We start from the raw sequence: 26,896 nt of genomic DNA, 5'->3' as shown, positions 1-26,896 counted from the left end.
GGCTCTGCCAAGATATCACGCGGCCATGCAGCACTGGATGAATGCGCCAATGCCGATCTTGCATAGGGGATGCAGATAGTACATAGGGAGCTACCTAACTCGGGTTACACTCTCGGTATTCGCGCCCGCCCGTTCGCGGGTAAACCCGCTCCCACAGGTGCCTCGCTGTTATTGAAACCAGCGCAGTACCTGTGGGAGCGGGTTTACCCGCGAACGGGCCGCTGCCAAAAGCCCATACAAGGTAAGCCCCGTGACCGCCGCCCTGCCCCCCGCCGTTCTGCGCAACGTCCTCACCGCGTTGATGCTGGCCATCTTCCTCGGCGCCCTCGACCAGACCATCGTCGCCATCTCGTTGCCTGCCATCTCGGCGCAGTTCAACGACGTCGAACTGCTGGCGTGGGTCATCTCTGGCTACATGGTGGCCATGACCGTGGCCGTGCCGATCTACGGCAAGCTGGGCGACCTGTACGGGCGCCGGCGCATGATCCTCACCGGTATCACCCTGTTCACCCTGGCTTCGGTCGCCTGCGCCCTGGCCCAGGACATGCAGCAACTGGTGCTGGCCCGCGTGCTGCAAGGGGTGGGTGCAGGCGGCATGGTGTCGGTGAGCCAAGCGATCATCGGCGACTTCGTGCCACCTCGGGAGCGGGGCCGCTACCAGGGGTATTTCAGCAGCATGTACGCCCTGGCCAGCGTGGCCGGGCCAGTCCTCGGCGGCTGGCTCACCGAGTACCTGTCCTGGCGCTGGGTGTTCTGGATCAACCTGCCACTGGGGTTGTTCGCGCTGTGGGCGATCCGCCGGGCCTTGGGCGACATGCCGGTCAAACGTCGCGAGGCGCAGGTCGATTACCTTGGCGCGGTGCTGTTGATTCTCGGCCTGGGCAGCCTGCTGCTGGGCATTACGCTGGTCGGCCAAGGCCAGGGCTGGAGCGCGCCCCCGGTACTGGCCCTGTTCGCCAGCGCCGGGCTTGGGCTGGTCCTTTTTATTACGCACGAACGTCGCTGCCGCGAACCGCTGCTACCGCTCGATCTGTTCGGCAACCGCGTCGCGGTGTTGTGCTGGTGCGTGATTTTCTTCGCCAGTTTCCAGTCGATCTCGCTGAGCATGCTCATGCCGCTGCGCTATCAGGGCATTACCGGTGCCGGTGCCGACAGCGCCGCGCTGCACCTGCTGCCGCTGGCCATGGGCCTGCCGATTGGAGCCTTTACCGGCGGACGGCTAACCAGCTTCACCGGGCGCTACAAACCGCAGATTCTGGCCGGCGCGCTGCTGATGCCGGTGGCGATCTTCGCCATGGCCATGACCCCGCCACAATCCGGGCTGCTCAGTGGCCTCTTCATGCTGCTGACCGGAGTCGCATGTGGGTTGCAGTTCCCAACTTCACTGGTGGGCACGCAGAGTGCGGTAGACATCAAGGACATTGGCGTGGCCACCAGCACCACCAACCTCTTCCGCTCGCTCGGCGGGGCCATGGGGGTGGCGTGCATGTCCAGCTTGCTGCTGGCATTGCTGCACCAGGGTGGTTTCGAGTCGCTGGGCAATCCGTTGCTGGGAAGTCTTAAAGCTGGCGAGGCAGACCCGCTGACCCAGGCGCGGCTGCTGGAGACATTCCGGCATCTGTTGATGGGGAGTGCAGTGGCTGCTGTACTGGGGTTGCTGGCGGCGCTGGCGCTGCCTGACCGCCAACTGCGGGGACGCTAGCCCGTTAATTCCCCCTTAATACAAGGGGGAAACACTTCATCACAATCCTTAACAAAGTGTCATTTGCGCAGCGCCGGGCTCAAGCGCAGCATATCCAGCCCGGTGTCGACCCATTGTTCGACATCGCGCAACAGGTCGAAACTGTCCGGCAGCAACAGCCAACGCCCGATCAAGCCATCGACATAGGCGAACATCGCGATGGCCGCACGTGCTACATCCAGTTCGGCAGGCAACTGGCCCCGGCGCACTGCATTGGCCAGTGCCAAGGTAATGCCTTCGTGACAGTCCAGTACCGCGCCCTGGCGCTGCTGGCGAATTTCACACATGTCATCGGTGAACTCGCACTTGTGATGCAGGATTTCATTGATACGCCGGGTTCGGGCGTCGAGCACCAGCTGGTTGAACACTTGCAGCAGCAGCTTGCGCATGCAGCCAAGCGGGTCCAGTTCGTCTTCGCTTTCGCTGGCACGCGCCAGGTGGTCGTGGGTTTCGTGCAGGCTGTCCAGCAGCGCCTGAACCAGCTCAGCCTTATTATTGAAGTGCCAATAGATCGCCCCCCGGGTCACACCCGCCAGTTCGGCGATGTCGGCCAGGGTGGTTCGCGCAACCCCGCGCTTGTAGAAGGCCTTTTCCGCCGCCTCGATGATCTGGGCGCGGGTTTCCTGGGCTTCTTCTTTGGTTCGACGGACCATGGCAGTACAACCTCATTTGGGCCCGAACGCGCGTCGCGTGCGGGGAAACCACCGGAGCTGCCTCTGCAGAGCACCTTCCGGACAGGCTAATCAAGGGCTGTGGCAGTAGCCGAGTACCACCCAGCGGTATTTACAAACAACCGTGAATGTAAGTATATTCGTTAGTAAGCTATTTATCCACCGGATAGATTTTTTTCTGACAAGACTCTTCCATTACTCTTGAGCGTCTCCCTGCTCTTGCGACCCGAGGATCCTCATGCAATTCAAGCCAGCCGTTACCGCTCTGGTTTCCGCCGTCGCCCTGGCAACCCTGCTCAGTGGCTGTAAGAAAGAAGAGGCAGCGCCCGCAGCGCAGGCGCCTCTGGTCGGCGTCGTGACCATCCAGCCACAAGCCTTCACCCTCACCTCGGAACTGCCGGGGCGTACCAGTGCCTATCGGGTCGCTGAAGTGCGTCCGCAGGTCAATGGCATCATTCTCAAGCGCCTGTTCAAGGAAGGCAGCGACGTCAAGGAAGGTCAGCAGCTCTACCAGATCGACCCGTCCGTCTACGAAGCCACCCTGGCCAATGCCCAGGCCAACCTGCAGGCGACTCGCTCGCTGGCCGAGCGCTACAAGCAGCTGGTCGACGAGCAGGCTATCTCCAAGCAGGAATACGACGACGCCAATGCCAAACGATTGCAGGCCGAGGCTTCGCTCAAAAGCGCCCAGATCGACCTGCGCTACACCAAGGTGCTGGCCCCCATCAGCGGCCGCATTGGCCGCTCTTCGGTGACCGAAGGCGCCCTGGTGAGCAACGGCCAGAGCAACGCCATGGCCACCATTCAGCAGCTCGACCCGATCTACGTCGACGTCACCCAGTCCACCGCCGAGCTGCTAAAGCTGCGCCGTGACCTGGAAAGTGGCCAGCTGCAGAAGGCCGGCGACAACGCTGCCAAGGTGCAACTGGTGCTGGAAGACGGCAGCCTGTTCAAGCAGGAAGGCCGCCTGGAGTTCTCTGAAGTCGCAGTCGACGAAACCACTGGTTCGGTGACCCTGCGCGCCATCTTCCCCAACCCTGAGCACACCCTGCTGCCAGGCATGTTCGTGCATGCCCGCCTGCAGGCCGGGGTCAACAGCAACGCCATCCTGGCGCCACAGCAAGGCGTGACCCGCGACCTCAAGGGCGCGCCGACCGCACTGGTGGTCAACCAGGAAAACAAAGTCGAACTGCGCCAGCTCAAGGCTAGCCGGACTCTGGGTAGCGACTGGCTGATCGAAGAAGGCCTGAACCCAGGCGACCGCCTGATCACCGAAGGGCTGCAATACGTGCGTCCGGGTGTCGAGGTCAAGGTCGGCGAAGCCACCAACGTCAAGAAGCCGGCCGGCCAAACCCAGGCCAGCACGGCGAAAGCAGACGCCAAAGCGGAGTAAACCATGTCGAAGTTCTTTATCGATCGCCCGATCTTCGCCTGGGTGATCGCCTTGGTGATCATGCTGGTCGGCGCCTTGTCGATCCTGAAGCTGCCGATCAACCAGTATCCGAGCATCGCGCCGCCGGCCATCGCCATCGCCGTGACCTACCCGGGCGCTTCGGCGCAGACCGTGCAGGACACCGTGGTACAGGTCATCGAGCAGCAGCTCAACGGTATCGACAACCTGCGTTATGTGTCCTCGGAGAGTAACTCCGACGGCAGCATGACCATTACCGCCACCTTCGAGCAGGGCACCAACCCTGACACCGCGCAGGTTCAGGTGCAGAACAAGCTGAACCTGGCCACCCCGCTGCTGCCGCAAGAAGTGCAGCAACAGGGTATCCGCGTCACCAAGGCGGTGAAAAACTTCCTGTTGGTGATCGGTCTGGTGTCCGAAGACGGCAGCATGACCAAGGACGACCTGGCCAACTACATCGTCTCCAACATGCAGGACCCGATCTCGCGGACGGCCGGTGTAGGTGACTTCCAGGTGTTCGGTGCCCAGTACGCCATGCGTATCTGGCTCGATCCGGCCAAGCTCAACAAGTTCCAGCTGACCCCGGTCGATGTGAAAACCGCCGTCAGCGCGCAGAACATCCAGGTGTCCTCCGGCCAGCTCGGCGGCCTGCCTGCCCTGCCTGGCAACCAGCTCAACGCCACCATCATCGGCAAGGTCCGCCTGCAGACCGCCGAGCAGTTCGAGAAGATCCTGCTCAAGGTCAACAGCGATGGCTCCCAGGTACGCCTGGGCGATGTGGCAACCGTTGGCCTGGGCGGTGAAAACTACGCGGTCAGCGCGCAGTTCAACGGCAAGCCAGCGTCGGGCCTTGCGGTCAAGCTGGCCACCGGTGCCAACGCCCTGGATACCGCCAAGGCCCTGCGCAAGACCATCAGCGACCTGGAGCCGTTCTTCCCGCCAGGCGTGAAGGCCGTGTTCCCGTATGACACCACCCCAGTGGTGACCGAGTCGATCAGCGGGGTTATCCATACCCTGATCGAAGCGGTGGTCCTGGTGTTCCTGGTGATGTACCTGTTCCTGCAGAACTTCCGCGCCACCGTCATCACCACCATGACCGTACCGGTGGTGTTGCTGGGTACCTTCGGTATCCTGGCCGCCGCAGGTTTCAGCATCAACACCCTGACCATGTTCGCCATGGTCCTGGCCATCGGCCTGTTGGTGGACGATGCCATCGTCGTGGTGGAAAACGTCGAGCGGGTGATGTCCGAGGAAGGCTTGCCGCCCAAGGAGGCGACCAAGCGTTCCATGGGGCAGATCCAGGGCGCCCTGGTAGGTATCGCCCTGGTACTGTCGGCGGTACTGCTGCCGATGGCCTTCTTCGGCGGCTCCACCGGTGTGATCTATCGCCAGTTCTCCATCACCATCGTCTCGGCCATGGGCCTGTCGGTGCTGGTGGCGTTGATCTTCACCCCGGCGCTGTGCGCCACCATGCTCAAGCCGCTGAAAAAGGGCGAGCACCATGTGGCCAAGGGTGGCTTCTTCGGCTGGTTCAACCGCAACTTCGACCGCAGCGTGCAAGGCTACGAGCGCAGCGTCGGCACCATTTTGCGCAACAAGGTACCGTTCCTGCTCGCCTACGCCCTGATCGTGGTCGGCATGATCTGGCTGTTCGCCCGTATCCCAACGGCGTTCCTGCCTGAGGAAGACCAGGGCGTACTGTTCGCCCAGGTGCAAACCCCAGCTGGCTCCAGTGCCGAGCGCACCCAGGTGGTGGTCGACCAGATGCGTGAGTACCTGCTCAAGGACGAAGCCGACACCGTCGCTTCGGTGTTCACCGTGAACGGCTTCAACTTCGCCGGCCGTGGCCAGAGCTCGGGTATGGCGTTCATCATGCTCAAGCCGTGGGACGAGCGTTCGAAGGAAAACAGCGTGTTCGCCCTGGCCCAACGTGCCCAGCAGCACTTCTTCAGCTTCCGCGATGCGATGGTATTCGCCTTCGCCCCGCCAGCGGTACTGGAGCTGGGTAACGCCACCGGCTTCGACGTGTTCCTGCAAGACCGCGCCGGTGTCGGCCATACCAAGCTGATGGAAGCGCGCAACCAGTTCCTGGCCAAGGCCGCGCAAAGCAAGATCCTCAGCGCAGTGCGCCCGAACGGCCTGAACGACGAGCCGCAGTACCTGCTGACCGTCGATGACGAACGTGCCAGTGCCCTGGGCGTGACCATCGCCGACATCAACAACACCCTGTCGATTGCCTTGGGTGCCAGCTACGTCAACGACTTCATCGACCGTGGCCGGGTCAAGAAGGTGTACATCCAGGGCGAGCCAAGCTCGCGGATGAGCCCGGAAGACCTGCAGAAGTGGTACGTGCGCAACGGCGCGGGCGAGATGGTGCCGTTCTCCTCCTTCGCCAAGGGCGAGTGGAGCTACGGTTCGCCGAAGCTGTCGCGCTACAACGGTGTGGAAGCGGTAGAAATCCTGGGTGCCCCGGCACCGGGCTACAGCACCGGTGAAGCCATGGCCGAGGTCGAGCGCATCGTCGGCGAACTGCCGTCGGGTATCGGTTACTCGTGGACCGGCATGTCCTATGAGGAAAAACTGTCCGGCTCGCAGATGCCGGCGCTGTTCGCCCTCTCGGTACTGTTCGTGTTCCTGTGTCTGGCAGCGCTGTACGAAAGCTGGTCGATTCCGATCGCCGTCGTGCTGGTGGTGCCGCTGGGTATCATCGGTGCACTGGTCGCCACCAGCCTGCGCGGCTTGTCCAACGACGTGTACTTCCTGGTCGGCCTGTTGACCACCATCGGCCTGGCGGCGAAGAACGCGATCCTGATCGTCGAATTCGCCAAGGAACTGCACGAGCAGGGCCGCAGCCTGTACGACGCGGCGATCGAGGCGTGCCGCATGCGTCTGCGTCCGATCATCATGACCTCGCTGGCCTTCATCCTCGGCGTGGTACCGTTGACCATCGCCAGCGGCGCGGGCGCCGGCAGCCAGCACGCCATCGGCACCGGCGTAATCGGCGGCATGATCAGTGCGACCGTACTGGCCATCTTCTGGGTACCGCTATTCTTCGTCGCAGTGTCGTCGCTGTTCGGCAGCAAAGAGCCAGAGCAAGACGCCACCCCTGAAACTCCACGTTATGAGGCTGGGCAATGACCAAGTCTTTGTTGTCCCTGGCGGTAACCGCTTTGATTCTCGGCGGTTGCTCGCTGATCCCTGATTACCAGACCCCGGAATCGCCGGTGGCAGAGCAGTGGCCGCAAGGCCCTGCGTACTCGCCGGCCGAGTCGGCCAACGTGGCCGCCGCCGAGCAGGGCTGGCGCCAGTTCTTCCACGACCCGGCGCTGCAGCAACTGATCCAGACCTCGCTGGAGAACAACCGCGACCTGCGCGTGGCGGCGTTGAACATCGATGCCTACCGCGCCCAGTACCGCATCCAGCGCGCCGACCTGTTCCCGGCGGTTTCGGCCACCGGCAGCGGCAGCCGCCAGCGGGTGCCAGCGAACATGTCGACCTCCGGTGAGGCCGGCATCACCAGCCAGTACTCGGCCACCCTGGGCGTCAGCGCCTATGAGCTGGACCTGTTCGGCCGGGTGCGCAGCCTGACCGAGCAAGCCCTGGAAACCTACCTGTCCAGCGAGCAGGCACGCCGCTCCACGCAGATTGCCCTGGTGGCCAGCGTGGCCAATGCCTACTACACCTGGCAGGCCGACCAGGCGCTGTTCAAGCTGACCGAGGAAACCCTCAAGACCTACGAGGAAAGCTACAACCTGACTCGCCGCAGCAACGAAGTCGGTGTGGCTTCCGCGCTCGACGTCAGCCAGGCGCGCACCGCCGTGGAAGGCGCCCGGGTCAAGTACTCGCAGTACCAGCGCCTGGTCGCCCAGGACGCCAACAGCCTGGCCGTGCTGATCGGCACCGGTATTCCGGCCAACCTGCCCAAGCCGCTGGAACTCAATGCCGACCAGCTGGCCGAAGTACCGGCTGGCCTGCCGTCGGACATCCTTCAGCGCCGTCCGGACATCCAGGAAGCCGAGCACCTGCTCAAGGCTGCCAACGCCAACATCGGCGCGGCCCGTGCCGCGTTCTTCCCGAGCATCAGCCTGACCGCCAACGCCGGTAGCCTGAGCCCGGACATGGGTCACCTGTTCTCGGGTGGCCAGGGCACCTGGCTGTTCCAGCCGCAGATCAACCTGCCGATTTTCAACGCTGGCAGCCTGAAGGCCAGCCTGGACTACTCGAAGATCCAGAAGGACATCAACGTCGCCAAATACGAAAAGACCATCCAGACCGCCTTCCAGGAAGTCTCCGATGGCCTGACGGCGCGCAAGACCTTCGAGGAGCAGCTGCAGGCGCAACGCGACCTGGTGCAGGCGAACCAGGATTACTACCGCCTGGCCGAGCGTCGCTATCGCATTGGTATCGACAGCAACCTGACCTTCCTCGATGCCCAGCGCAACCTGTTCAGCGCCCAGCAGGCACTGATCAGCGACCGCCTTGCGCAGCTGACCAGCGAGGTCAACCTGTACAAGGCACTGGGTGGTGGCTGGTACGAGCAGACCGGCCAGGCTAATCAGCAGGCTTCGGTGGAAACACCAAAAAGCTGATTTGACCGCTAAAACATCAAGCCCACCTTCGCGGTGGGCTTTTTGTTGGGCGCTGCCTGTACCGTCCTCATCGCCGGCAAGCCGGCTCCAACAGGAAAACGCGATACCTGTGGGAGCCGGCTTGCCGGCGATGAGGCCAGTACAGTCAAACAATTAACCAACTGGAACATACCGTTCGATTATCGCCCGCTTCCGCTTGCGGCCAATTGCCCCACCCTCCCCCAACCCCGCACCATCAGCCCCGAAACGCTTCAAACGTTCATCAAAAAAAAGACCCGCCCCTGCAGGCCCGCACTCCCGCAGCGCACCGGTTCGCCCCATAAAAACAAGAGATCGACAACAGATGAGCACTTCGTACCCCGCACGCCAGCTGCTGCCCGGCCTGTTGGCCATGTCCTGCGCCTTCCCTGTCCTGGCCGCCGAAGGCGGTTTCATGGAGGACGCCAAGGCCACACTCAACCTGCGCAACTTCTACATCAACCGCAACTTCGTCGACTCTGCCCACCCACAGGCGAAAGCCGAAGAGTGGACGCAAAGCTTCATTCTCGACGCCCGCTCCGGTTTCACCCAAGGCACTGTCGGCTTCGGCGTCGATATATTGGGCATGTACTCGGTCAAGCTCGACGGTGGCAAAGGCACTACCAATACCCAACTGCTGCCGGTCCATGACGATGGTCGCCCCGCCGATGATTTCGGGCGCCTGGGCGTGGCGCTCAAAGCCAAGCTTTCCGAAACCGAACTGAAAGTCGGCGAGTGGATGCCAGTACTGCCGATCCTGCGCTCGGATGATGGCCGTTCGCTGCCACAGACCTTCCGTGGTGGCCAGATCACCTCCAAGGAAATCGAGGGCCTGACCCTGTATGCCGGCCAGTTCCGCGGCAACAGCCCGCGCAACGACGCCAGCATGGAAGACATGTCGCTCAACGGCCGCGCCGCCTTCACCTCGGATCGCTTCAACTTTGGCGGCGGCGAATACACCTTCAACGACAAGCGCACGATGATTGGCCTGTGGGATGCCCAGCTCAAGGACATCTACCGCCAGCAATACATCAACCTGGTGCACAGCCAGCCACTGGGCGACTGGACCCTGGGCGCCAACCTCGGCTACTTCATCGGCAAGGAAGACGGCGCCGAGCGCGCAGGCGAGCTCGATAACCGAACCGCTTCGGCCATGCTGTCGGCACGTTACAAAGGCCACACCTTCTACGTCGGCCTGCAGAAGGTCAGCGGGGACGATGCCTGGATGCGGGTCAATGGCACCAGCGGCGGCACCTGGCCAACGACAGCTACAACTCCAGCTTCGACAATGCCAAGGAACGCTCCTGGCAGGTACGCCATGACTTCAGCTTCGCCACCGTCGGCGTGCCTGGGCTGACCTTGATGAACCGCTACATCAAGGGCGACAACGTAGAGACCAGTACTGTCGATGACGGCAAGGAATGGGCGCGGGAGACCGAGCTGGCCTATGTGGTGCAGTCCGGCACGTTCAAGGACCTGTCGGTCAAGTGGCGCAACTCCACCATGCGCCGCGACTTCAGCACCAACTCGTTCGATGAGAACCGCTTGATCGTGAGCTATCCGCTGAACTTGTTGTAGGCAGGTCTGGCCTCATCGCCGGCAAGCCGGCTCCTACAGAGATTGCGCAGCCCTGTAGGGAGCCGGCTTGCCGGCGATGAGCCAGCAGCCACAGCAACTATGCATATGAAATATTCATATAAAAACACACAGAGTACTCAATTGACGGAATAAGTAACAAAAGCTAAAAACGAGCTCTGAACCCCACCGCAGAGCCTCGACATGGACCTCCGTCAACTGCGCTATTTCATCGCCCTCACCGAATACCGCAGTTTCGTCCGCGCCGCTGAAGCCATGGGCATTACCCAACCCGCCTTCAGCCGCGCCATCCAAAGTCTCGAGCAAACCTTCGGCTGCCCGCTGGTCGACCGTCGACCGTGCCAGCAAAGCCCTCCCCTACCCCGAAGGCCTGGTCGTGCTGCAACACGCCCGCCGCCTGGTCCAGGGCGCGGCTCAACTGAGCAACGAAGTGCTGCAAATGACCAAGCTGGATGCCGGCGAACTGCACTTCGGCAGTGGCCCCGCCCTGGCCGTGCGCCTGGTCCCCGACGCGCTGCAGCACTTCATCGCAAGCCACCCCGGCATACGCACTTCATTGCTGGTGGACAACGCCGAACGCCTGGGCCAGGCGCGCTTCGCCGCGAAGATCGAATTTTTCGTCGATGACATCCGCCCGTTCGAAGCCGACCCCAACTTCCACACCGAGGCGCTCAACCCACGCCCCGGCCTGTTCTTCTGCCGCCCCGGCCACCCGCTACTGAGCAAAGACAGCCTGTCGACCAACGACCTGTTTGCCTACCCCTTGGCCAGCGCCCTGCTCGCACCTGGGGTGCGCAAACGTCTGGCCAACTTGAGCGGACGCAGCGACTTCACCCCGCACCTGCAAACCGAACACCTCGCGATCCTGCGCAGCGTGGTTCAGGCCAGCGACGCGATCGGCACCGCCAGCGAGGAAGCCGTCGCCGAGGACCTGGCCGAAGGCCGCCTGGTACGCCTGCACTGGCGCAACCTGCCGCCAGCACTGGAGGTGCTGAGCGTGCGCTGTGGGGTAGTCAGCCGCAGCGGCTACCGGCTGTCACCGGCAGCTCGGGCGATGATCGAGACATTGGTGGGGCTGGATACGCCGGTGCGGGCTGCTGCCATTCGCTGAACTGATGATGCTGGTGGCTGCGGGCTATTCTCAGCTATATCGAGTCATGGGTTGATTGCGCCGGCCTCTTCGCGGGTAAACCCGCTCCCACAGGTGCTCCACAGGCCAGAAAGCGGCGCTGTACCTGTGGGAGCGGGTTTACCCGCGAAGAGGCCGGCGCAAGCGACACTAAACAGAACAGGCCCCCGGGAGGAACAACAATGAAAAGCCTCGTCGACCACCTGAGCCAGTACGCCAACTACCACCGCGACCCACGCAACATCGCCACGCATTTCGTCGGCATCCCGATGATCGTGCTGGCCGTGACCATCCTGCTGTCACGCCCGGGCTGGGACCTGGCCGGCGCCTGGCTGTCTCCGGCCATGCTGGCGGCAGCGGCGGCGGTGTGGTTCTACCTGCACCTGGACCTGCGTTTCGGCCTGGTGATGGGGCTGTTGCTGGGCTTGTGCCTGTGGGTGGGCCAGGTGCTGGCCATGCAGAGCACCGGGTTGTGGCTCATCGCGGGAATCGGAGCCTTCGTGGTGGGCTGGGTCATCCAGTTCGTCGGGCACTATTACGAAGGCCGCAAGCCGGCGTTCGTCGACGACATCAGCGGGCTGATCATCGGGCCGTTGTTCGTGGTGGCGGAAGCTGCCTTCATGCTGGGGCTGTGCCCTGAACTGAAGCGCGCGGTGGAGGCCAAGGCCGGGCCGGTGGCCATCAGGCAGAAGAAGGCGGCCATTTGATCTGCCATGAGTAAATCGCCGGCTCCTGCACAAAACCTCTGTAGGAGCCGGCTGCCGGCGATAGGGCCGGTAGCTTTACTGCAAATTACTGCTGACGCGACTCGACCCCAACTCATCCCACACCGACTCCGCCAGGTGGAAGGTGGCATTGGCCGCCGGAATCCCGCAGTAGATCGCGCTTTGCATCAGCACTTCCTTGATCTCGTCGCGGGTCACGCCGTTGTTGGCTGCGGCGCGCAGGTGCAGCTTGAGTTCGTCATTGCGGTTCATGCCGATCAGCATGGCGATGGTGATCAGGCTGCGGGTGTGGCGGCAGGCCTGGGCGGGTCCAGATATCGCCCCAGGCATGCCGGGTGATCATGTTCTGGAACTCGCTGTTGAAGTCATTGAGCTTCTCCAGGCTGCGATCCACATGGGCATCGCCCAGCACCGCACGGCGAACTTGCATGCCAGCGTCGTAACGTTGTTTCTCATCCATTGCGTTGTCCTCAGCGAGCCAGCAGGAAGTCGAGCACGCGGCGGCTGAACGCCTCGCCGATTTCGACGTTGGACAAATGCGCAGCCGGGAACTCGGCATACGTGGCACCGATGATTCCGGCTTGCATAAAGCGGCCATGCTCCGGAGTGGTCACCACGTCTTCGGTACCGGCGACGATCAGCGTCGGCACCTGGATACGGCCCAGTTGCTCGCGGTAATCGGCATCGCGCACCGCCGCACAGTTGGCCGCATAACCTTCCGGGGAAGTCTGCGCCAGCATCTGGCAGATGCGCTGAGGCCTGCTCGGGCTGAGCCTGGGCGAAAGCTGGGGTGAACCAGCGGGCGATGGAAGCGTCACGCAGGTCGGCCATGGCTTGCTGACCACCCTTGAGCACGGTGTCGATGCGGGTGTTCCACACCTCGTCATTGGCGATTTTCGCTGCGGTGTTGCACAGAGTCAGGCTGTGCAGGCGTGCACCGGCATTGATGCCCAGCCACTGGCCGATCAGGCCGCCCATCGACAGGCCGACGAAGTGCGCGTTCTGGATATCCAGGCCATCGAGCAATGCCAGCACATCACGGCCCAGCTGTTCGATGCTGTAAGGACCAGCGGTAACCAGCGAGCCACCGTGGCCACGGGTGTCGTAGCGCAGCACCCGCAAGTGCTCGCTCCACAGCGGAATCTGGCTGTCCCACATGCCCAGGTCGGTGCCGAGCGAGTTGGACAGCACCAGCACCGGGGCGTCTTCCGGGCCATCGAGTTGGTAGTTCAATACGCCATCGGCCAGTTGCAAATGCGCCACAGCGGTCTCCTTCAGGCAGTGAAACGTTGATGTTCGGCCACGGCGCGCGCCACCCAGACGCGGGCCTGGCCGAGGTAATGGGCAGGGTCCAGCAAGCGGTCGAGCTCGTCGGCCGAGAGCTCGGCGCTGACCTGCGGTTCGTCACCCAGCACGGCGCGCAGGTGGCGCTTTTCGGCCACGGCGCGCTGGCAGCACTGTTCGAGCAGATGGTGGGCACGGTCACGGCCCAGGCGCTGGGCGAGCACGATACTCACGGCTTCGGCCAGCACCAGCCCCTGGGTCAGGTCGAGGTTACGACGCATGCGTTCGGCATCCACCTCCATGCCCTCGGCAATCACCTGGGCCTGGCGCAGCGCACCGGAGACCAGGCAGCAAACGTCCGGCAAGGTTTCCCATTCGGCGTGCCACAGGCCGAGGCTGCGCTCGTGCTCCTGGGGCATGGCCGCGAACAGCGTGGACAGCAGGCCCGGTACCCGGGTAGCGGCGCCGATCAGCACTGCGGCGCCCACCGGGTTGCGCTTGTGCGGCATGGTCGATGAGCCACCCTTGCCCGGCGCGGAAGGCTCGAACACCTCCCCTGCTTCGGTCTGCATCAACAGGCTGATGTCCCGCCCGAACTTGCCCAGGCTGCCGGCCACCAGGCCCAGCACCGAGGCGAACTCCACCAGCCGGTCACGCTGGGTGTGCCAGGGTTGCTCGGGCAAGGTCAGCTTGAGCTGTTCAGCCAAAGCCTCGGCGACCGGCATCGCCTTGCTGCCCAAGGCGGCCAGGCTGCCGGAAGCGCCGCCGAACTGCAGCACCAGCAGGCGCGGGCGCAATTCCTTGAGGCGCTGCCGGTGGCGTGTCAGCGCACCGAGTACACCCGCCAGCTTCATGCCCAGCGTCACCGGCGTGGCATGCTGCAACCAGGTGCGGCCCACCAGCGGGGTGTCGGCATGCAGCAGAGCCTGACGCGACAGGGTCTCGGCAAGCTTGCCAAGGTCCGCTTCGATCAGATCGAGCGCATCGCGCAGTTGCAGGACCAACCCGGTGTCCATGGCATCCTGGCTGGTGGCGCCCAAATGCACATAGCGCTCTGCCTCGGGTACGCCGCTGGCGATCACTTTGCCCAACGCTTTCACCAAGGGATTGCCGAGTTGCCCGCCGTGGCGATGGCGTCGGCCAAGGCGCGGGCGTCAAAGCGCTCGGCTTGGCAGGCCGCTTCGATGGCGGCCACCGCGCTTTGCGGCACCAGCCCGGCGCTAGCCTCGGCACGGGCCAAGGCCGCTTCGAAATCGAGCATGCCCTGCAGGCGGCCACGGTCGGAGAAGATCTCGCGCATGGCCGGTGCGGTGAAATAAGCGTCGAACAGCTGATTGCTCATGCAACGTCCTTAATGATCGTGATGCAGATACGCCGCCTGCTTGGGCAAGCGCAGACTGAACAGGAAGGCCACCGCCATCATGGCCGTCACGTACCAGTAGAAGGTGTTCTCCATGCCCATGGTTTTCAAGCCCAGGGCAACGTATTCGGCCGAGCCGCCAAACATTGCGTTGGCCACCGCATAGGGCCAGGCCAACGCCCAAGGCGCGCACCTGAGGCGGGAACATCTCGGCCTTCACCAGGCCGCTGATCGAGGTGTAGAAACTGACGATGCACAATGCCAACGTCACCAGCACGAAGGCCATGAACGGGCTGGTCACGGTTTTCAGCGCCATCAGCAGCGGCACGGTGAACACAGTGCCCAGGGCACCGAACAGCAGCATCGAGTTGCGCCGGCCGATACGGTCGGAGAGCATGCCGAAGAACGGCTGCAGCACCATGAACAGGAACAGCGCGCCGGTCATGACGAAACTGGCGCTCTTGGCGTTCATCCCAGCGGTGTTGACCAGGTACTTCTGCATGTAGGTGGTGAAGGTGTGTAGAAAATCAGCGAACCGCCCGCGGTATACCCGAGCACGGTGATGAATGCCGCGGTGTGGTTGCGGAACAGACCCGCGATGGAGCCGGCGTCCTTGTCCTTGCGGGTTTCGGCGCTGCTGGTTTCTTCCAGCGAGCGGCGCAGCATCAGCGAGACCAGCGCGGCGATGGCGCCCACCACAAAGGGAATGCGCCAGCCCCAGGCGCGCAGTTCATCCTCGCTCAACAGTTGCTGCAGGATGACCACCACCAGAACGGCCAGCAGCTGGCCACCGATCAGCGTCACGTACTGGAACGAGGCAAAGAAGCCACGCTGGCCACGCAGCGCCACTTCACTCATGTAGGTTGCGGTAGTGCCGTACTCACCGCCTACCGAAAGGCCCTGTATCAGGCGCGCAAGCAACAACAGTGCAGGCGCCCAGGTGCCGATGCTTGCATAGGTGGGCAGACAGGCGATCATCAGCGACCCGGCACACATCATCAGCACCGAGGTCATCAGGGAATTCTTGCGCCCGTGTCGGTCGGCCAGGCGACCGAAGATCCAGCCACCGATGGGGCGCATCAGAAAGCCCGCAGCGAACACGCCGGCGGTATTGAGCAGCTGTACGGTGGGGTCATCGGAGGGGAAGAACGCGGGGCGAAATAAATCGCGCAGAAGGCATAGACGTAGAAGTCGAACCATTCCACCAGGTTGCCTGAAGAGGCACCGACAATGGCAAAGATGCGTTTACTGCGCTCTTCGCCGGTGTAATAGGCTGAGGTCATGGTGTGTTTACTCCTGGAGGGTCACAGGTAATTCTAGACATACCTAGTAACACACTCGTTCCGCTTGCAGGCTGGCAATTGGCCTTGTGTCGTAGCTACCGGCCCTATCGCCGGCAAGCCGGCTCCCACAAGGATTGCGTGGTTCCCTGTAGGAGCCGACTTGCCGGCGATAGGGCCGGTACAGGTCAAACCCTTTCTATGGCCAGCGCCAACCCTTGGCCTACGCCCACACACATGGTCGCCAGGCCTTTACGCCCGCCGCTTTTCTCCAGCTGGTGGAGTGCAGTCAGCACCAGACGCGCACCGCTCATGCCCAGCGGGTGGCCCAAGGCAATCGCCCCGCCGTTAGGGTTAACCTGCGGCGCATCATCAGCTACACCCAACTCGCGCAGCACCGCCAAACCTTGGCTGGCGAAGGCTTCGTTGAGCTCGATGACATCGAAGTCGGCAACTGCCACGCCCAGGCGCTCGGTGAGCTTGCGCACCGCCGGAACCGGGCCGATACCCATCACCCGCGGCGCCACACCGGCGCTGGCCATGCCGAGCACACGGGCGCGTGGGGTCAAGCCATGTTTCTTCACAGCTTCGGCCGACGCCAGGATCAGCGCTGCGGCGCCATCGTTGACACCCGAGGCGTTGCCGGCGGTGACTGTCTTGTCCGGGCCATTGACCGGCTTGAGCTTGGTCAACGCTTCCAGCGTGGTGTCCGGGCGTAGGTGCTCGTCCTGCTCGACCACGGTCTCGCCCTTCTTGTGGGCGATACGCACGGGGACGATTTCTTCGGCAAAGAACCCGGCGGCCTGTGCAGCTGCGGCCTTTTGCTGGCTACGCAGGGCGAAGGCGTCCTGGTCGGCACGCGACACCTGATAGTCGTCGGCGACGTTGTCGGCGGTCTCGGGCATCGAGTCCACGCCGTACTGGCTCTTCATCAGCGGGTTGATGAAACGCCAGCCGATGGTGGTGTCCTCGAGCTTCATGTTGCGCGAGTAACCGCTCTCGGCCTTGCCCATGACGAACGGAGCACGCGACATCGACTCGACGCCACCGGCGATGGCCAGCTCCATTTCGCCACTGGCGATGGCGCGGAACGCCGTGCCGATTGCATCCATGCCCGAAGCGCACAGACGGTTCAGGGTGACACCCGGAATGCTCTCGGGCAGGCCGGCCAGCAGCAACGCCATGCGTGCCACGTTACGGTTGTCTTCACCGGCCTGGTTGGCGCAGCCGAAGAACACCTCGTCGACCTGGTCCCATGCTACCTGCGGGTTGCGCTCGATCAGCGCCTTGAGCGGCACCGCAGCCAGGTCGTCGGCACGCACACCGGCCAGGGCGCCACCGAAGCGGCCGATCGGGGTGCGGATGGCGTCACAGATGAATACTTCGCGCATCAGGCTTCTCCTGCCACCTGGCCATGGGCCTTGGCGGTACGGGCTTCGAGGTCGCGCAGGGCGCCCAGCTCGACTTCAGTCGGTTCGTTGGTGGTCTGCACGTCGTCGGCGAAACGGATCGCCCAGCCGGTGGCGGCAACGATCTGCTCACGGGTCACGCCCGGGTGAATCGAAGTGACCACGAATTCGTTGGTGCCGGCTTCCGGCTCCATGATGCACAGGTCGGTGATGATCCCGACCGGGCCTTCACCCGGCAGGCCCAGACGCTTGCGCGAATCGCCACCTTCGCCGTGGCCGACCGAGGTGATGAAGTCCAGCTTGTCGACGAAGGCGCGGGGCGACTGCTTGAGGATGATCAGCACCTGCTTGGCCGAACCTGCAATCTCCGGCGCGCCGCCAGCACCCGGCAGACGGGTCTTGGGCGCGTGGTAGTCGCCCACCACGGTGGTGTTGATGTTGCCGAAGCGGTCAACCTGGGCGGCGCCGAGGAAGCCCACGTCGATGCGGCCACCCTGCAGCCAGTAGCGGAAGATCTCGCCGGTCGGCACCACGGTGTCAGCGGTTTCTGCCAGCTCGCCGTCACCGATGGACAGCGGCAGCACGCTCGGTTTGGCGCCGATCGGGCCGGATTCGTAGATCAGCACCACGTCAGGCGACGAGGTCAGGCGGGCCAGGTTGGCAGCCTTGGACGGCAGGCCGATGCCGACGAAGCAGACAGCGCCGTTACGCAGGCGACGGGCAGCGGCGACGGTCATCATTTCAGAGGTGGAGTAGCTCATTGTGCAGCCTCCGAGGTGCTGGCCAGCTTGGCCTTGTATTCGTTGAAATCAGCGGTACCACGGATGTAGGTGTCGATCCAGGCGCTGAACGACTCGCGGTTGCGCGCAATCGGGTCCCAGTCCTGGTAGAAGCGGTTGTCACGCTCGTAGTAACCGTGGGCGTAGGACGGATGTGCGCCACCCGGCACCAGGCACACTGCGCTCAGCGCCCAGGTCGGCAGGACACAGGCGTTCATCGGTGCCTGCAGGTCATCGACGATTTCTTCGACGGTGACGATGCAACGTTTGGCGGCCAGGGCTGCTTCTTTCTGCACGCCGAGGATGCCCCACAGCAGCACGTTGCCCTTGCGGTCGGCCTTCTGCGCGTGAATCACGGTAACGTCCGGGCGAACCGACGGCACTGCGGCGAGAACTTCACCGGTGAACGGGCAGGTGACGCTCTTGATCAGCGGGTTGACCTTCGGCAGGTCGGAACCGGCATAGGCGCGCAGTACGGCGAATGGCAGGCCGGAAGCACCAGCGACATAAGCGTTGGCGAGGTCGGCGTGGCTGTGCTCTTCGATTTCGATCGCATGCGGCCACTGCTTCTCGACCGCGTCACGCAGACGGTGCAGCGAGCCAACACCTGGGTTGCCGCCCCACGAGAAGATGATCTTCTTGGCGCAGCCGGCGCCGATCAGTTGGTCGTAGATCAGGTCCGGGGTCATGCGTACAAGGGTAAGGTCGCGCTTGCCCTGACGGATGATCTCGTGGCCGGCGGCGGTCGGGATCAGGTGGGTGAAGCCTTCGAGCGCGACGGTATCGCCGTCTTGAATGAACTGCTTCACAGCTTCGTGAAGCGGGAGGATTGCAGCCATGGGGAGACTCCTGGTCAGGGTGCTACGTTGAACTCAGATTAAGGAGAGTGGTGGGTGGCTTACAATCCGATAATCGACTATTTGTGCGGTTATCGAACGTTTTGTTGCCAAGCTAACCTTCTCTCTCCCAGGGTCTGATCGCCGGCAAGCCGGCGATCAGACCCCTCTACCGCTACGATCAGGTCGCGTCCGCGTGGCTCACCAGTCCCTTCACGATGACGCCTACAGTCGCCAGCGCCGCAGGCACCAGCAAGGCCGTCAGCACCTGCTCGAAGCTCCAGCCCAGGCCCAGCAAGGTCGCGCCGCTCCAGGCACCCAGAATCGCGCCGAAACGCCCGATGCCCAGCATCCACGAAACCCCGGTGGCACGCCCTTGGGTCGGGTAGAAGCGCGCTGCCAGCGACGGCATCGCCGACTGCGCACCGTTCACGCACATACCGGCAATCAATACCAGGGTGGCCAGCACGGTGATGTTGCCCAGGCTCTGCCCCACGGCGTAGGCGAACACCCCAGCCAGCAGGTAGAAGATGCCGATCACCTTGTGCGGGTTGAAGCGGTCCATGGCCCAACCTACCCCTACGGCACTGAGCACACCGCCGAACTGGAACAAGGCACCGATGAACGCCGCCTGCTCCATGCTTGCGCCACTGTCACGCATAAGCGTGGGCAACCAGCTGGTCAGCAGGTAAACAATCACCAGGCCCATGAAATAGGTCAGCCACAGCAGCAAGGTCCCGACGCCGTAGGTGCCGGAGAAGATCACCGCAAAGACGTTGCGAGCAGCGACCGCCTTCTGCTCCGGCACACTGAAGCTGGCAGCCTGGGCCACTACTGTCGGAGCGATTGGCGCCAGGGTCTTGCGCACTTTGTCGGTGCCACGGTTACGCACCACCAGGAAGCGTGCCGACTCTGGCAGCCAGATCATCAGCACCACCGCCAGCAACAGCGGCAGCACGCCACCGATCACCAACAGACTGTGCCAGCCATAGGCCGGAATCATCTTGGCGGAAATGAAACCACCACCGGCCATGCCCAGGTTGAAGCCACAGAACATGCTGGTCACCAGCAGCGACTTGAGGCGCTCAGGGGTGTATTCGGACAGCAGCGTGGTGGCGTTGGGCATGCCTGCGCCCAGCCCCAGGCCGGTGAGGAAGCGCAGCACCAGCAACTGGTCGACATTGGTGGCATAGGCCGAGGCCAGGCTGAAGCCGCCGAATACCAGCACGGCCGCCACCAGCACACCTTTGCGGCCGAAGCGGTCAGCCAGAGGGCCGGAACCGAGCGCACCGAACACCATGCCGATCAGCGCCGCGCTCATCACCGGGCCAAGACTGGCGCGGTCGATGCCCCACTCCTGGGACAGGGCCGGCGCGATGAAGCCCATGGCGGCAGTGTCCAGGCCGTCGAGGAAGACAATCAGGAAGCAGAGAATCACCACCCGCCACTGGAAACGGGAAAGTGGCTGTTCATTGATGAACGACTGGACGTCGAGGCAGTTCCCGACAGATTGTGGTTGGTTCATTGTTGTTATCCAGAATGATGGGCACGGGCGAACCACTGCACGCACGGCGCGAGCACAGTGTTCGAAAGTCGGTGGAGTGCGGCCGGAATCAGCCTGGATACAACGGCACTGCGTGCGGGTGCGGCCGCTGCAGCAAAGTGACAGTGTTCATAATCAAGGTATCTCTCATGTTGTTCTTGTTCGGTCGGCAAAGCCGACCGACGTTACGAGAGACATTAATCAGCGCCTGGGGGCTGCGCAATTCGCCGGCAACGACATTGTGCGTTTATCGAACAGGAAACGCTGCCCGGACCTGGCCTCAGCCGAACAGTTGGTGGCACAGGTCCTGGCTGGCGGCCAAGAGAATCGGCAGGAAACGCTGCTCCAGCTCGCTACGGCTGACCCGGCCGACATGGGTACTGACATTCAAAGCCGCCAGAACCTGGCCCGAGGCGTCATAGATGGGCACGGCAATCGAACGCAGCCCCTGCTCCAGCTCCTGATCGACGACACACCAACCCTGGCTGCGCACCTGCTGGATGCAGGCGAACAATGAATCGGGGTCATGCAATGTTCGGCTGGTCCGCGCCTTGAGGTCGGCCCGGTCCAGATACTCCCTGAGGCTGGCGTCGTCCAGCGCGGCCAGCAAGATTCGCCCCATCGACGTGCAATAGGCCGGCAGTCGCCCACCTACCGACAGATCGACCGAAATCAGGCGCTCGACCGTTGCTGAACGCGCTATATAAAGAATGTCGTCACCTTCGAGGGTGGCCATGTTGGCCGCCTCATGCAACTGGTCGCTGATGCGGTCCAGGTAGGGCTGTGCCGAAACCGCCAATGGCGTCGACGACAGGTAGGCATGCCCGAGGGTCAGCACTTTGGGCAGCAGCGAGTAAGTGCGCCCGTCGGTGGTGGCGTAACCCAGTTTGATCAAGGTATGCAGACAGCGACGAACGGCCGCCCGGGGATCTCGGTGCGGTGGCTGATCTGGGCGATGGTCAGGTGGCGCTTGCGCTCCTGGAACGCCTGAATGACTGCAAGGCCCGTGCCAGGGACGTCATGAAGTCCGGGTCGCCGGTGAATGCCTGTATCCGCTTGGCCGGTGAAGCCACGATTGGTGGCGCCAGCGAAGGGGCGGCAGGGCGCGCCGCCTCCTGATGGGCAGATTCGTTGGCCGTGGTTTCGTCGCTCATCGCACACCTCTGAAAAAATCGCTCGCTCGTGCGATTATCGAACGAGCGGCCGATAATCGCAATTGACCGCTGACACTTTTGCTTATACCTTTCTCCTGCCACATGTGGCTTCTTTGGAGAGACTGGTCAGGTACCCACCGTAGAAGTCCCCAGGCAACGGCCTCGCCTTGTGCGAGGCCGTTTTTCATTCCCCTGACAAAACCCACTTTCAACCTCTCGTGTTTTAACATCGAGGCGTTACGCTGAATCTTGGCGAATCCGCCAACAACTTGCGTAGGCGATGTCAGTATCGGGTAAATAAACCTGTTCGACGATTTAACGGTTGCTATAATCGTTTCTGCTGGCCCGGATCGATACTCGGTCATGGATTCCACCGGGGTCATGCCTATCCAATCGCCAGCACTCAGGTTGCAGGTCCACGCCATTTCCTGATCCAAACGCTTTCGGCGAATACTGAAAGCGATTATGTGCGGTAGACGCGCGGGCGAAATGCACCTGGCAAAACAACAATCACGTATTCAACTCATTCAGGTATTACTGTGACGAAAGATGAACTGCGCGCGGAACTCGAGCGCCAGGCTGAACGTTACAAGGAAGTTTACGGTGGTGAAGTTACGACCTACGCCGCCCAACCAGACCCGGAACGCAAACCCTGGCGTAAACGAGCCACCGTGCAAGACCAGGCCTTCAGCCATGAACTGGAAAAAATGGAAAAGGAACTGCGCAGCGAGAAACCCTGAGCACCCGATCCATGGCATCCGCGCCGCCGGCTGAAAGGCCGTGGCGCGGGCGATCTTTACCGGTGAGTCGGGGATGAAATGGAATTACACAAATTTCATACACCCGTTTGAACCCGTGTCAAACCCTCGATTTTTCGACAAATCGACGATTTTCTGCTGATTTAGCGCCTTTTAAGTACCTTTATTGTGCCAAAGCGTAGGCGTGCGAGTTTGCCCCTCGGTCGAGAATCACTGCCATCGGTCAGCAGCAGGTGCATCGATTGCCAAGGTTTTCTGGCATAATCGCGCCCCCTTTGACCGCCAGACAACCTTCATGATCGATTTATTCAGCGGACTGGATGCCTGGGTGTTGGTGAGCTTGCTGCTCGCTTTGACATTCGTGCTCGCATTCGAGTTCATCAATGGCTTTCATGACACCGCAAACGCGGTAGCCACTGTCATCTATACCAAAGCCATGCCGCCGCATCTCGCCGTGTTCTTCTCCGGCGTGTTCAACTTCCTCGGCGTTCTGCTCGGCGGAGTCGGGGTGGCCTACGCCATCGTGCACCTGCTGCCGGTCGAACTGCTGATCAATGTGAACACCGGACACGGCTTGGCCATGGTCTTCTCGTTGCTGGCCGCGGCCATCACCTGGAACCTTGGCACCTGGTATTTCGGCATCCCCGCCTCCAGCTCGCATACGCTGATCGGTTCGATCCTCGGCGTGGGTCTGGCCAATGCCCTGATCAACGACATTCCGCTGGGTGATGGCGTCAACTGGCAGAAGGCTATCGACATCGCCATGTCGCTGGTGGTCTCGCCAATGGCTGGCTTCGCGGTTGCCGCCCTGGTGCTGATCGGCCTGAAATGGTGGCGTCCGCTGTCGAAGATGCACAAGACGCCTGAACAGCGTCGCAAGCTCGACGACAAGAAGCACCCACCGTTCTGGAACCGCCTGGTACTGGTTATTTCGGCCATGGGCGTGAGCTTCGTGCACGGTTCCAACGACGGCCAGAAAGGCATCGGCTTGATCATGCTGGTACTGATCGGCATCGTCCCGGCCAAGTTCGTCCTCGACCTGAACAGCACCACGTACCAGATCGAGCGTACCCGTGACGCCACGATGCACCTGAGCCAGTTCTATCAGCGCAATGCCGCCACCCTGGGCGAGTTCCTGGCCCTGGGCAAGGCGCAGGCCAGCGATCTGCCGGAACAGTTCAGCTGCAATCCGCAACAGACCGAACCGACCATCGCCGCACTGCAGTCTTCGCTGCAGGGCGTTACCGACTATCGTGCCCTGAGCGCCGACAAGCGCGTGGAAGTGCGTCGCTACCTGCTGTGCCTGGACGATACGGCGAAGAAAGTCGGCAAACTGCCTGGCCTGCAAGCCCGTGAAAAGGCCGACCTCGAGAAGCTGCGCAAGGACCTGACCGCCACTACCGAGTACGCCCCGTTCTGGGTGATCGTGGCCGTCGCCCTGGCCTTGGGCCTGGGTACCATGGTTGGCTGGAAGCGTGTGGTACTGACCGTTGGCGAGAAGATCGGCAAGCAGGGCATGACCTACGCTCAAGGTATGTCGGCACAGATCACCGCGGCCTGCGCCATCGGCATGGCCAACGTGTTCGCCTTGCCGGTATCCACCACCCACGTGCTGTCGTCCGGTGTGGCCGGCACCATGGTCGCCAACAAAAGCGGCCTGCAAGGTGGCACCGTGAAGACCATCCTGCTGGCCTGGGTCCTGACCCTGCCGGCCTCGATGAGCCTGGCGGCCGGCCTGTTCTGGCTGGCATCCAAAGCCATTGGCTGAGTGATACCGCTGATGTGAAACGGGCGCCTTCGGGCGCCCTTTCGTATCTGTTGCCTGCGCTGGCCCTTTCGCGGGTAAACCCGCTCCCACAGGTCCGGCGCTGTAATCAGAAGCAGCGCCGGACCTGTGGGAGCGGGTTTACCCGCGAAAGGGCCGGCACAGGCACACTACCGCTTCTTGCCACCCAGCAAAGACCCCATCAACCCCCGCACCAGCTGGCGCCCCAACTGATTGGCCGCCTGGCGCACCGCCGACTTGATCGCCTGCCCTGCCGCACTCTGCAAGAACTCCCCGGCTTTGTCGGCAAAGCTGTCTTCATCAGTCTTCGGCAGCGGCGTCGGCTCCACGGGCTCACCCTTGCGCTGGGTCAGCATCTCGTACGCCGACTCACGGTCCACCGGTTTGTCATAACGCCCGGCCAACGGTGAGCCGGCAATCAAGGCTGCGCGCTCGTTCGCCGTCAGCGGCCCGATACGCGACTGCGGCGGAGCAATTAGCACACGCTGGACCATCGCCGGCGTGCCCTTCTCTTCCAACGTCCCCACCAAGGCTTCACCAATACCCAACTCGGTCAGCACCGCCAGGGTATCGAAAGCCGGGTTGGGGCGAAAACCATCAGCCACCGCCCGCAACGACTTCTGCTCCTTGGCCGTGAACGCCCGCAGCCCGTGTTGGATACGTAGCCCCAATTGAGCCAGCACCGCATCTGGCAGATCGCCCGGTGACTGGGTGACGAAATACACCCCCACGCCTTTTGAGCGGATCAGCCGCACGACTTGCTCCAGGCGGTCCTGCAAAGCCTTGGGCGTATCGTTGAATAACAAATGAGCTTCGTCGAAGAACAGCGCCAGCACCGGTTTGTCAGCATCGCCCCGCTCCGGCAATTGCTCGAACAACTCAGCCAGCAGCCACAGCAGGAAGGTCGCATACACCTTCGGCGCCTCATGCACCAGGCGACTGGCATCGAGCAGGTGAATACGCCCTCGCCCGTCGCGGTCCGGGCGCAGCAGGTCTTCAAGCTGCAACGCCGGTTCGCCGAACAGTGCCTCGGCGCCCTGCTGCTCCAGCGTGGCCAACCTGCGCAGCAACGCTTGGGTGGAGGCGTTGGTCATCAACGCGCTGTCTTCGCCCAGTAACTGCGGGTTGTCCTTCAGGTGCCCGAGCAATGCCTTGAGGTCCTTGAGATCAAGCAGCAAGCCTTCGCGGTCAGCCACCTTGAACGCGGCATACAGCGCCGCCTGCTGGCTGTCGGTCAACTCCAACAGATTTCCCAGCAACAACGGCCCCATTTCGCTGAGGGTGGTGCGCAGTGGGTGACCGGACTGGCCGGCGATATCCCACAAGCTGACCGGATACGCCTGTGGCGTGTGCCCCAACCAGGGCATGCCGGCAATCCGCTCGGCCACCTTGCCCTGCGGTGAGCCCATCGCGCCCAGGCCACACAGGTCACCTTTGACGTCGGCCGCGAACACCGCCACGCCGGCGTCGCTGAAGACTTCCGCCAGGTGTTGCAAGGTAACGGTCTTGCCCGTCCCCGTGGCGCCAGCAACCAGACCGTGGCGGTTGGCCAGGCGCATGGCTTGATTGACGGGCTGGCCATCCAAACCTGCACCTACAACTATTTGCGAAGAGTCCGTCATGTTCTTTCATCCTCTACTCAAGCTTCAACCTATATCGGCCGATAAACCTAGGTGTTATTCGCCTTAAAAGCAGGAACAACCGAAAAGGGACTTTCCGGGATGTTGCACTGTTTTACTGCTGTATTCGTGCGAACGCCCGATAAAAACCTTAGCGGAACCGATTACGCCATGAACAAAAGCCTTCGTTTCAGCCACAAGATCCTTTTGGCAGCCTCACTGATCGTGATACTCGCCTTCAGCCTGTTCACCCTCTACAACGATTACCTCCAGCGTAATGCGATCCGGGAGAATCTGGAGAATTATCTGGCTGAAATGGGCGAATCCACTTCGACCAATATTCGCAACCTGTTCGAAGGTCGTATAAAACTGGTGGAGAACCTGGCCCAGAACATTGCCCAGGAGCCGACCAAGGCCGAAACCCTGATGGGCCAAAATGCCCTGATTTCCAGCTTCCTGACCGTTTACCTGGGCAAGGTCGATGGCGGCTTCAGTGTCCGCCCCGACTCCAAGATGCCCGACGGCTACGATCCACGTACCCGCCCTTGGTACAAAGACGGCATGAACGCCTCCGGCGCGATCCTGACCGAACCGTACATCGACATGACCACCAACAAGATGGTCATCGGCATCCTCAGCAAGGTTTCCAGCAGCGTCGGTGTGGTGGGCGGCGACCTGGCCCTCGATGGCCTGGTACAAATCATCAATTCGCTGAACTTTGGCGGCATGGGCTACGCCTTCCTGGTCAACGACCAGGGCAAGATCCTGGTTCACCCGGACAAAGAACTGGTGATGAAGTCGCTGTCGGACCTGTTCCCGCAGCGCACGCCGAAGCTGTCCGGTGAGCTGACCGAAGTCGATGCCAATGGCCAGGCCCGCTTGCTGACCTTCACCCCGATCAAGGGCCTGCCGTCGGCAAACTGGTACATCGGCCTGTCGGTGGACAAGCAGAAAGCCTTCGCCATGCTCAGCACCTTCCGCACTTCGGCAGTCATCGCCACGGTGGTTGCGGTGGTGATCATCATCGGTCTGCTCGGTCTGCTGATCCGCGCCCTGATGCAACCGCTGCTCACCATGACCCGGGCGATGGAAGACATCGCCGAAGGCGAAGGCGACCTGACCAAGCGCCTGAAAATCCACAATCACGACGAGTTCGGTGTTCTTGGCACCGCCTTCAACCGCTTCGTCGAACGTATCCACAGCTCCAT

13 protein-coding genes and 8 pseudogenes are annotated in these 26,896 nt (G+C 62.5%); 10 read left to right on the top strand and 11 right to left on the bottom strand.

What is annotated here, in order from left to right; all coding sequences use genetic code 11:
* Positions 1 to 250 precede the first annotated feature (250 nt).
* Positions 251 to 1,702, top strand: a complete 1,452-nt coding sequence (locus PspTeo4_RS26820) for an MDR family MFS transporter (protein WP_322366713.1) — start codon at positions 251 to 253, stop codon at positions 1,700 to 1,702.
* Between the two features lie 59 nt (positions 1,703 to 1,761).
* Here PspTeo4_RS26820 and ttgR read toward each other — a convergent pair whose 3' ends face one another.
* Positions 1,762 to 2,394 carry an efflux transport transcriptional regulator TtgR gene (gene ttgR, locus PspTeo4_RS26815; protein WP_322366712.1) on the bottom strand — a complete coding sequence of 211 codons (633 nt, stop codon included), beginning with the start codon at positions 2,392 to 2,394 and terminating at the stop codon, positions 1,762 to 1,764.
* Positions 2,395 to 2,650: 256 nt separating this feature from the next.
* Between ttgR and ttgA the strand changes: the two genes are divergently transcribed.
* The 6 genes and pseudogenes from ttgA (at position 2,651) to PspTeo4_RS26785 (ending at position 11,862) form a co-directional block, all read left to right on the top strand.
* Entirely contained in the window at positions 2,651 to 3,805 is a 1,155-nt protein-coding gene (gene ttgA, locus PspTeo4_RS26810) for a toluene efflux RND transporter periplasmic adaptor subunit TtgA (protein WP_322366711.1), read from the top strand.
* Between the two features lie 3 nt (positions 3,806 to 3,808).
* The gene (gene ttgB / locus PspTeo4_RS26805; RefSeq protein ID WP_322366710.1) at positions 3,809 to 6,961 is read left to right on the top strand and encodes a multidrug efflux RND transporter permease subunit TtgB; all 3,153 of its coding nucleotides are present in this window, start codon (positions 3,809 to 3,811) and stop codon (positions 6,959 to 6,961) included.
* Positions 6,958 to 8,412, top strand: coding sequence for an AdeC/AdeK/OprM family multidrug efflux complex outer membrane factor (locus PspTeo4_RS26800; RefSeq protein ID WP_322366709.1), 1,455 nt, complete (start codon positions 6,958 to 6,960; stop codon positions 8,410 to 8,412). Before ttgB ends, PspTeo4_RS26800 begins: the two co-directional genes overlap by 4 nt.
* Positions 8,413 to 8,755: 343 nt before the next feature.
* Positions 8,756 to 10,008, top strand: a pseudogene (locus PspTeo4_RS26795) (OprD family porin).
* Between the two features lie 201 nt (positions 10,009 to 10,209).
* Positions 10,210 to 11,137, top strand: a pseudogene (locus tag PspTeo4_RS26790) (LysR family transcriptional regulator).
* A 200-nt stretch (positions 11,138 to 11,337) separates the two neighbouring features.
* Positions 11,338 to 11,862, top strand: coding sequence for a DUF962 domain-containing protein (locus tag PspTeo4_RS26785; protein WP_322366708.1), 525 nt, complete (start codon positions 11,338 to 11,340; stop codon positions 11,860 to 11,862).
* Positions 11,863 to 11,937: 75 nt separating this feature from the next.
* On the opposite strand, the pseudogene pcaC reads toward PspTeo4_RS26785, so the two are convergent.
* From pcaC to pcaR, 9 genes and pseudogenes are all read right to left on the bottom strand, one after another.
* Positions 11,938 to 12,340: pseudogene (gene pcaC, locus PspTeo4_RS26780) on the bottom strand (4-carboxymuconolactone decarboxylase).
* Between the two features lie 10 nt (positions 12,341 to 12,350).
* A pseudogene (pcaD, locus tag PspTeo4_RS26775) lies at positions 12,351 to 13,143 on the bottom strand (3-oxoadipate enol-lactonase).
* A gap of 11 nt (positions 13,144 to 13,154) precedes the next feature.
* Positions 13,155 to 14,506, bottom strand: a pseudogene (locus PspTeo4_RS26770) (3-carboxy-cis,cis-muconate cycloisomerase).
* Positions 14,507 to 14,515: 9 nt separating this feature from the next.
* Positions 14,516 to 15,807, bottom strand: a pseudogene (locus tag PspTeo4_RS26765) (MFS family transporter).
* Positions 15,808 to 15,992: 185 nt separating this feature from the next.
* Positions 15,993 to 17,198, bottom strand: a complete 1,206-nt coding sequence (gene pcaF / locus PspTeo4_RS26760) for a 3-oxoadipyl-CoA thiolase (RefSeq protein WP_322366938.1) — start codon at positions 17,196 to 17,198, stop codon at positions 15,993 to 15,995.
* On the bottom strand, positions 17,195 to 17,974 hold the full coding sequence (locus PspTeo4_RS26755; protein ID WP_322366707.1) for a CoA-transferase subunit beta: 780 nt from the start codon (positions 17,972 to 17,974) through the stop codon (positions 17,195 to 17,197). Before PspTeo4_RS26755 ends, pcaF begins: the two co-directional genes overlap by 4 nt.
* A complete protein-coding gene (locus PspTeo4_RS26750) occupies positions 17,971 to 18,831 on the bottom strand; it encodes a CoA transferase subunit A (protein WP_322366706.1) in 861 nt (286 codons plus the stop codon). Before PspTeo4_RS26750 ends, PspTeo4_RS26755 begins: the two co-directional genes overlap by 4 nt.
* 178 nt (positions 18,832 to 19,009) lie before the next feature.
* The gene (locus PspTeo4_RS26745) at positions 19,010 to 20,353 is read right to left on the bottom strand and encodes an MFS transporter (RefSeq protein WP_322366705.1); all 1,344 of its coding nucleotides are present in this window, start codon (positions 20,351 to 20,353) and stop codon (positions 19,010 to 19,012) included.
* Positions 20,354 to 20,651: 298 nt separating this feature from the next.
* Positions 20,652 to 21,525: pseudogene (pcaR, locus tag PspTeo4_RS26740) on the bottom strand (pca regulon transcriptional regulator PcaR).
* A 539-nt stretch (positions 21,526 to 22,064) separates the two neighbouring features.
* On the opposite strand from pcaR, the gene PspTeo4_RS26735 reads away from it, so the two are divergent.
* Both PspTeo4_RS26735 and PspTeo4_RS26730 read left to right on the top strand, forming a co-directional pair.
* Positions 22,065 to 22,265, top strand: a complete 201-nt coding sequence (locus PspTeo4_RS26735) for a hypothetical protein (protein WP_322366704.1) — start codon at positions 22,065 to 22,067, stop codon at positions 22,263 to 22,265.
* Positions 22,266 to 22,578: 313 nt separating this feature from the next.
* Complete coding sequence (locus PspTeo4_RS26730; RefSeq protein WP_322366703.1) at positions 22,579 to 24,051, top strand: inorganic phosphate transporter; 1,473 nt, start codon at positions 22,579 to 22,581, stop codon at positions 24,049 to 24,051.
* Positions 24,052 to 24,218: 167 nt separating this feature from the next.
* On the opposite strand, the gene PspTeo4_RS26725 is transcribed toward PspTeo4_RS26730, so the two are convergent.
* Entirely contained in the window at positions 24,219 to 25,691 is a 1,473-nt protein-coding gene (locus tag PspTeo4_RS26725) for a helicase HerA-like domain-containing protein (RefSeq protein ID WP_322366702.1), read from the bottom strand.
* A 99-nt stretch (positions 25,692 to 25,790) separates the two neighbouring features.
* On the opposite strand from PspTeo4_RS26725, the pseudogene PspTeo4_RS30085 reads away from it, so the two are divergent.
* Positions 25,791 to 26,876: pseudogene (locus PspTeo4_RS30085) on the top strand (cache domain-containing protein); the annotation flags it as partial.
* Positions 26,877 to 26,896 lie beyond the last annotated feature (20 nt).

The organism is Pseudomonas sp. Teo4 (assembly GCF_034387475.1).
Lineage (GTDB): Bacteria > Pseudomonadota > Gammaproteobacteria > Pseudomonadales > Pseudomonadaceae > Aquipseudomonas.
This window is presented reverse-complemented; position numbering and strand designations above follow the sequence as displayed.

Bases quoted from the DNA above. Each gene is read 5' to 3' on its own strand.
- PspTeo4_RS26745 (WP_322366705.1), bottom strand. From the start codon at position 20,353: ATGAACCAACCACAATCTGTCGGGAACTGCCTCGACGTCCAGTCGTTC.
- PspTeo4_RS26725 (WP_322366702.1), bottom strand. From the start codon at position 25,691: ATGACGGACTCTTCGCAAATAGTTGTAGGTGCAGGTTTGGATGGCCAG.
- ttgA (WP_322366711.1), top strand. From the start codon at position 2,651: ATGCAATTCAAGCCAGCCGTTACCGCTCTGGTTTCCGCCGTCGCCCTG.
- ttgR (WP_322366712.1), bottom strand. From the start codon at position 2,394: ATGGTCCGTCGAACCAAAGAAGAAGCCCAGGAAACCCGCGCCCAGATC.
- ttgB (WP_322366710.1), top strand. From the start codon at position 3,809: ATGTCGAAGTTCTTTATCGATCGCCCGATCTTCGCCTGGGTGATCGCC.
- PspTeo4_RS26800 (WP_322366709.1), top strand. From the start codon at position 6,958: ATGACCAAGTCTTTGTTGTCCCTGGCGGTAACCGCTTTGATTCTCGGC.
- PspTeo4_RS26755 (WP_322366707.1), bottom strand. From the start codon at position 17,974: ATGAGCTACTCCACCTCTGAAATGATGACCGTCGCCGCTGCCCGTCGC.
- PspTeo4_RS26730 (WP_322366703.1), top strand. From the start codon at position 22,579: ATGATCGATTTATTCAGCGGACTGGATGCCTGGGTGTTGGTGAGCTTG.
- PspTeo4_RS26750 (WP_322366706.1), bottom strand. From the start codon at position 18,831: ATGGCTGCAATCCTCCCGCTTCACGAAGCTGTGAAGCAGTTCATTCAA.
- PspTeo4_RS26785 (WP_322366708.1), top strand. From the start codon at position 11,338: ATGAAAAGCCTCGTCGACCACCTGAGCCAGTACGCCAACTACCACCGC.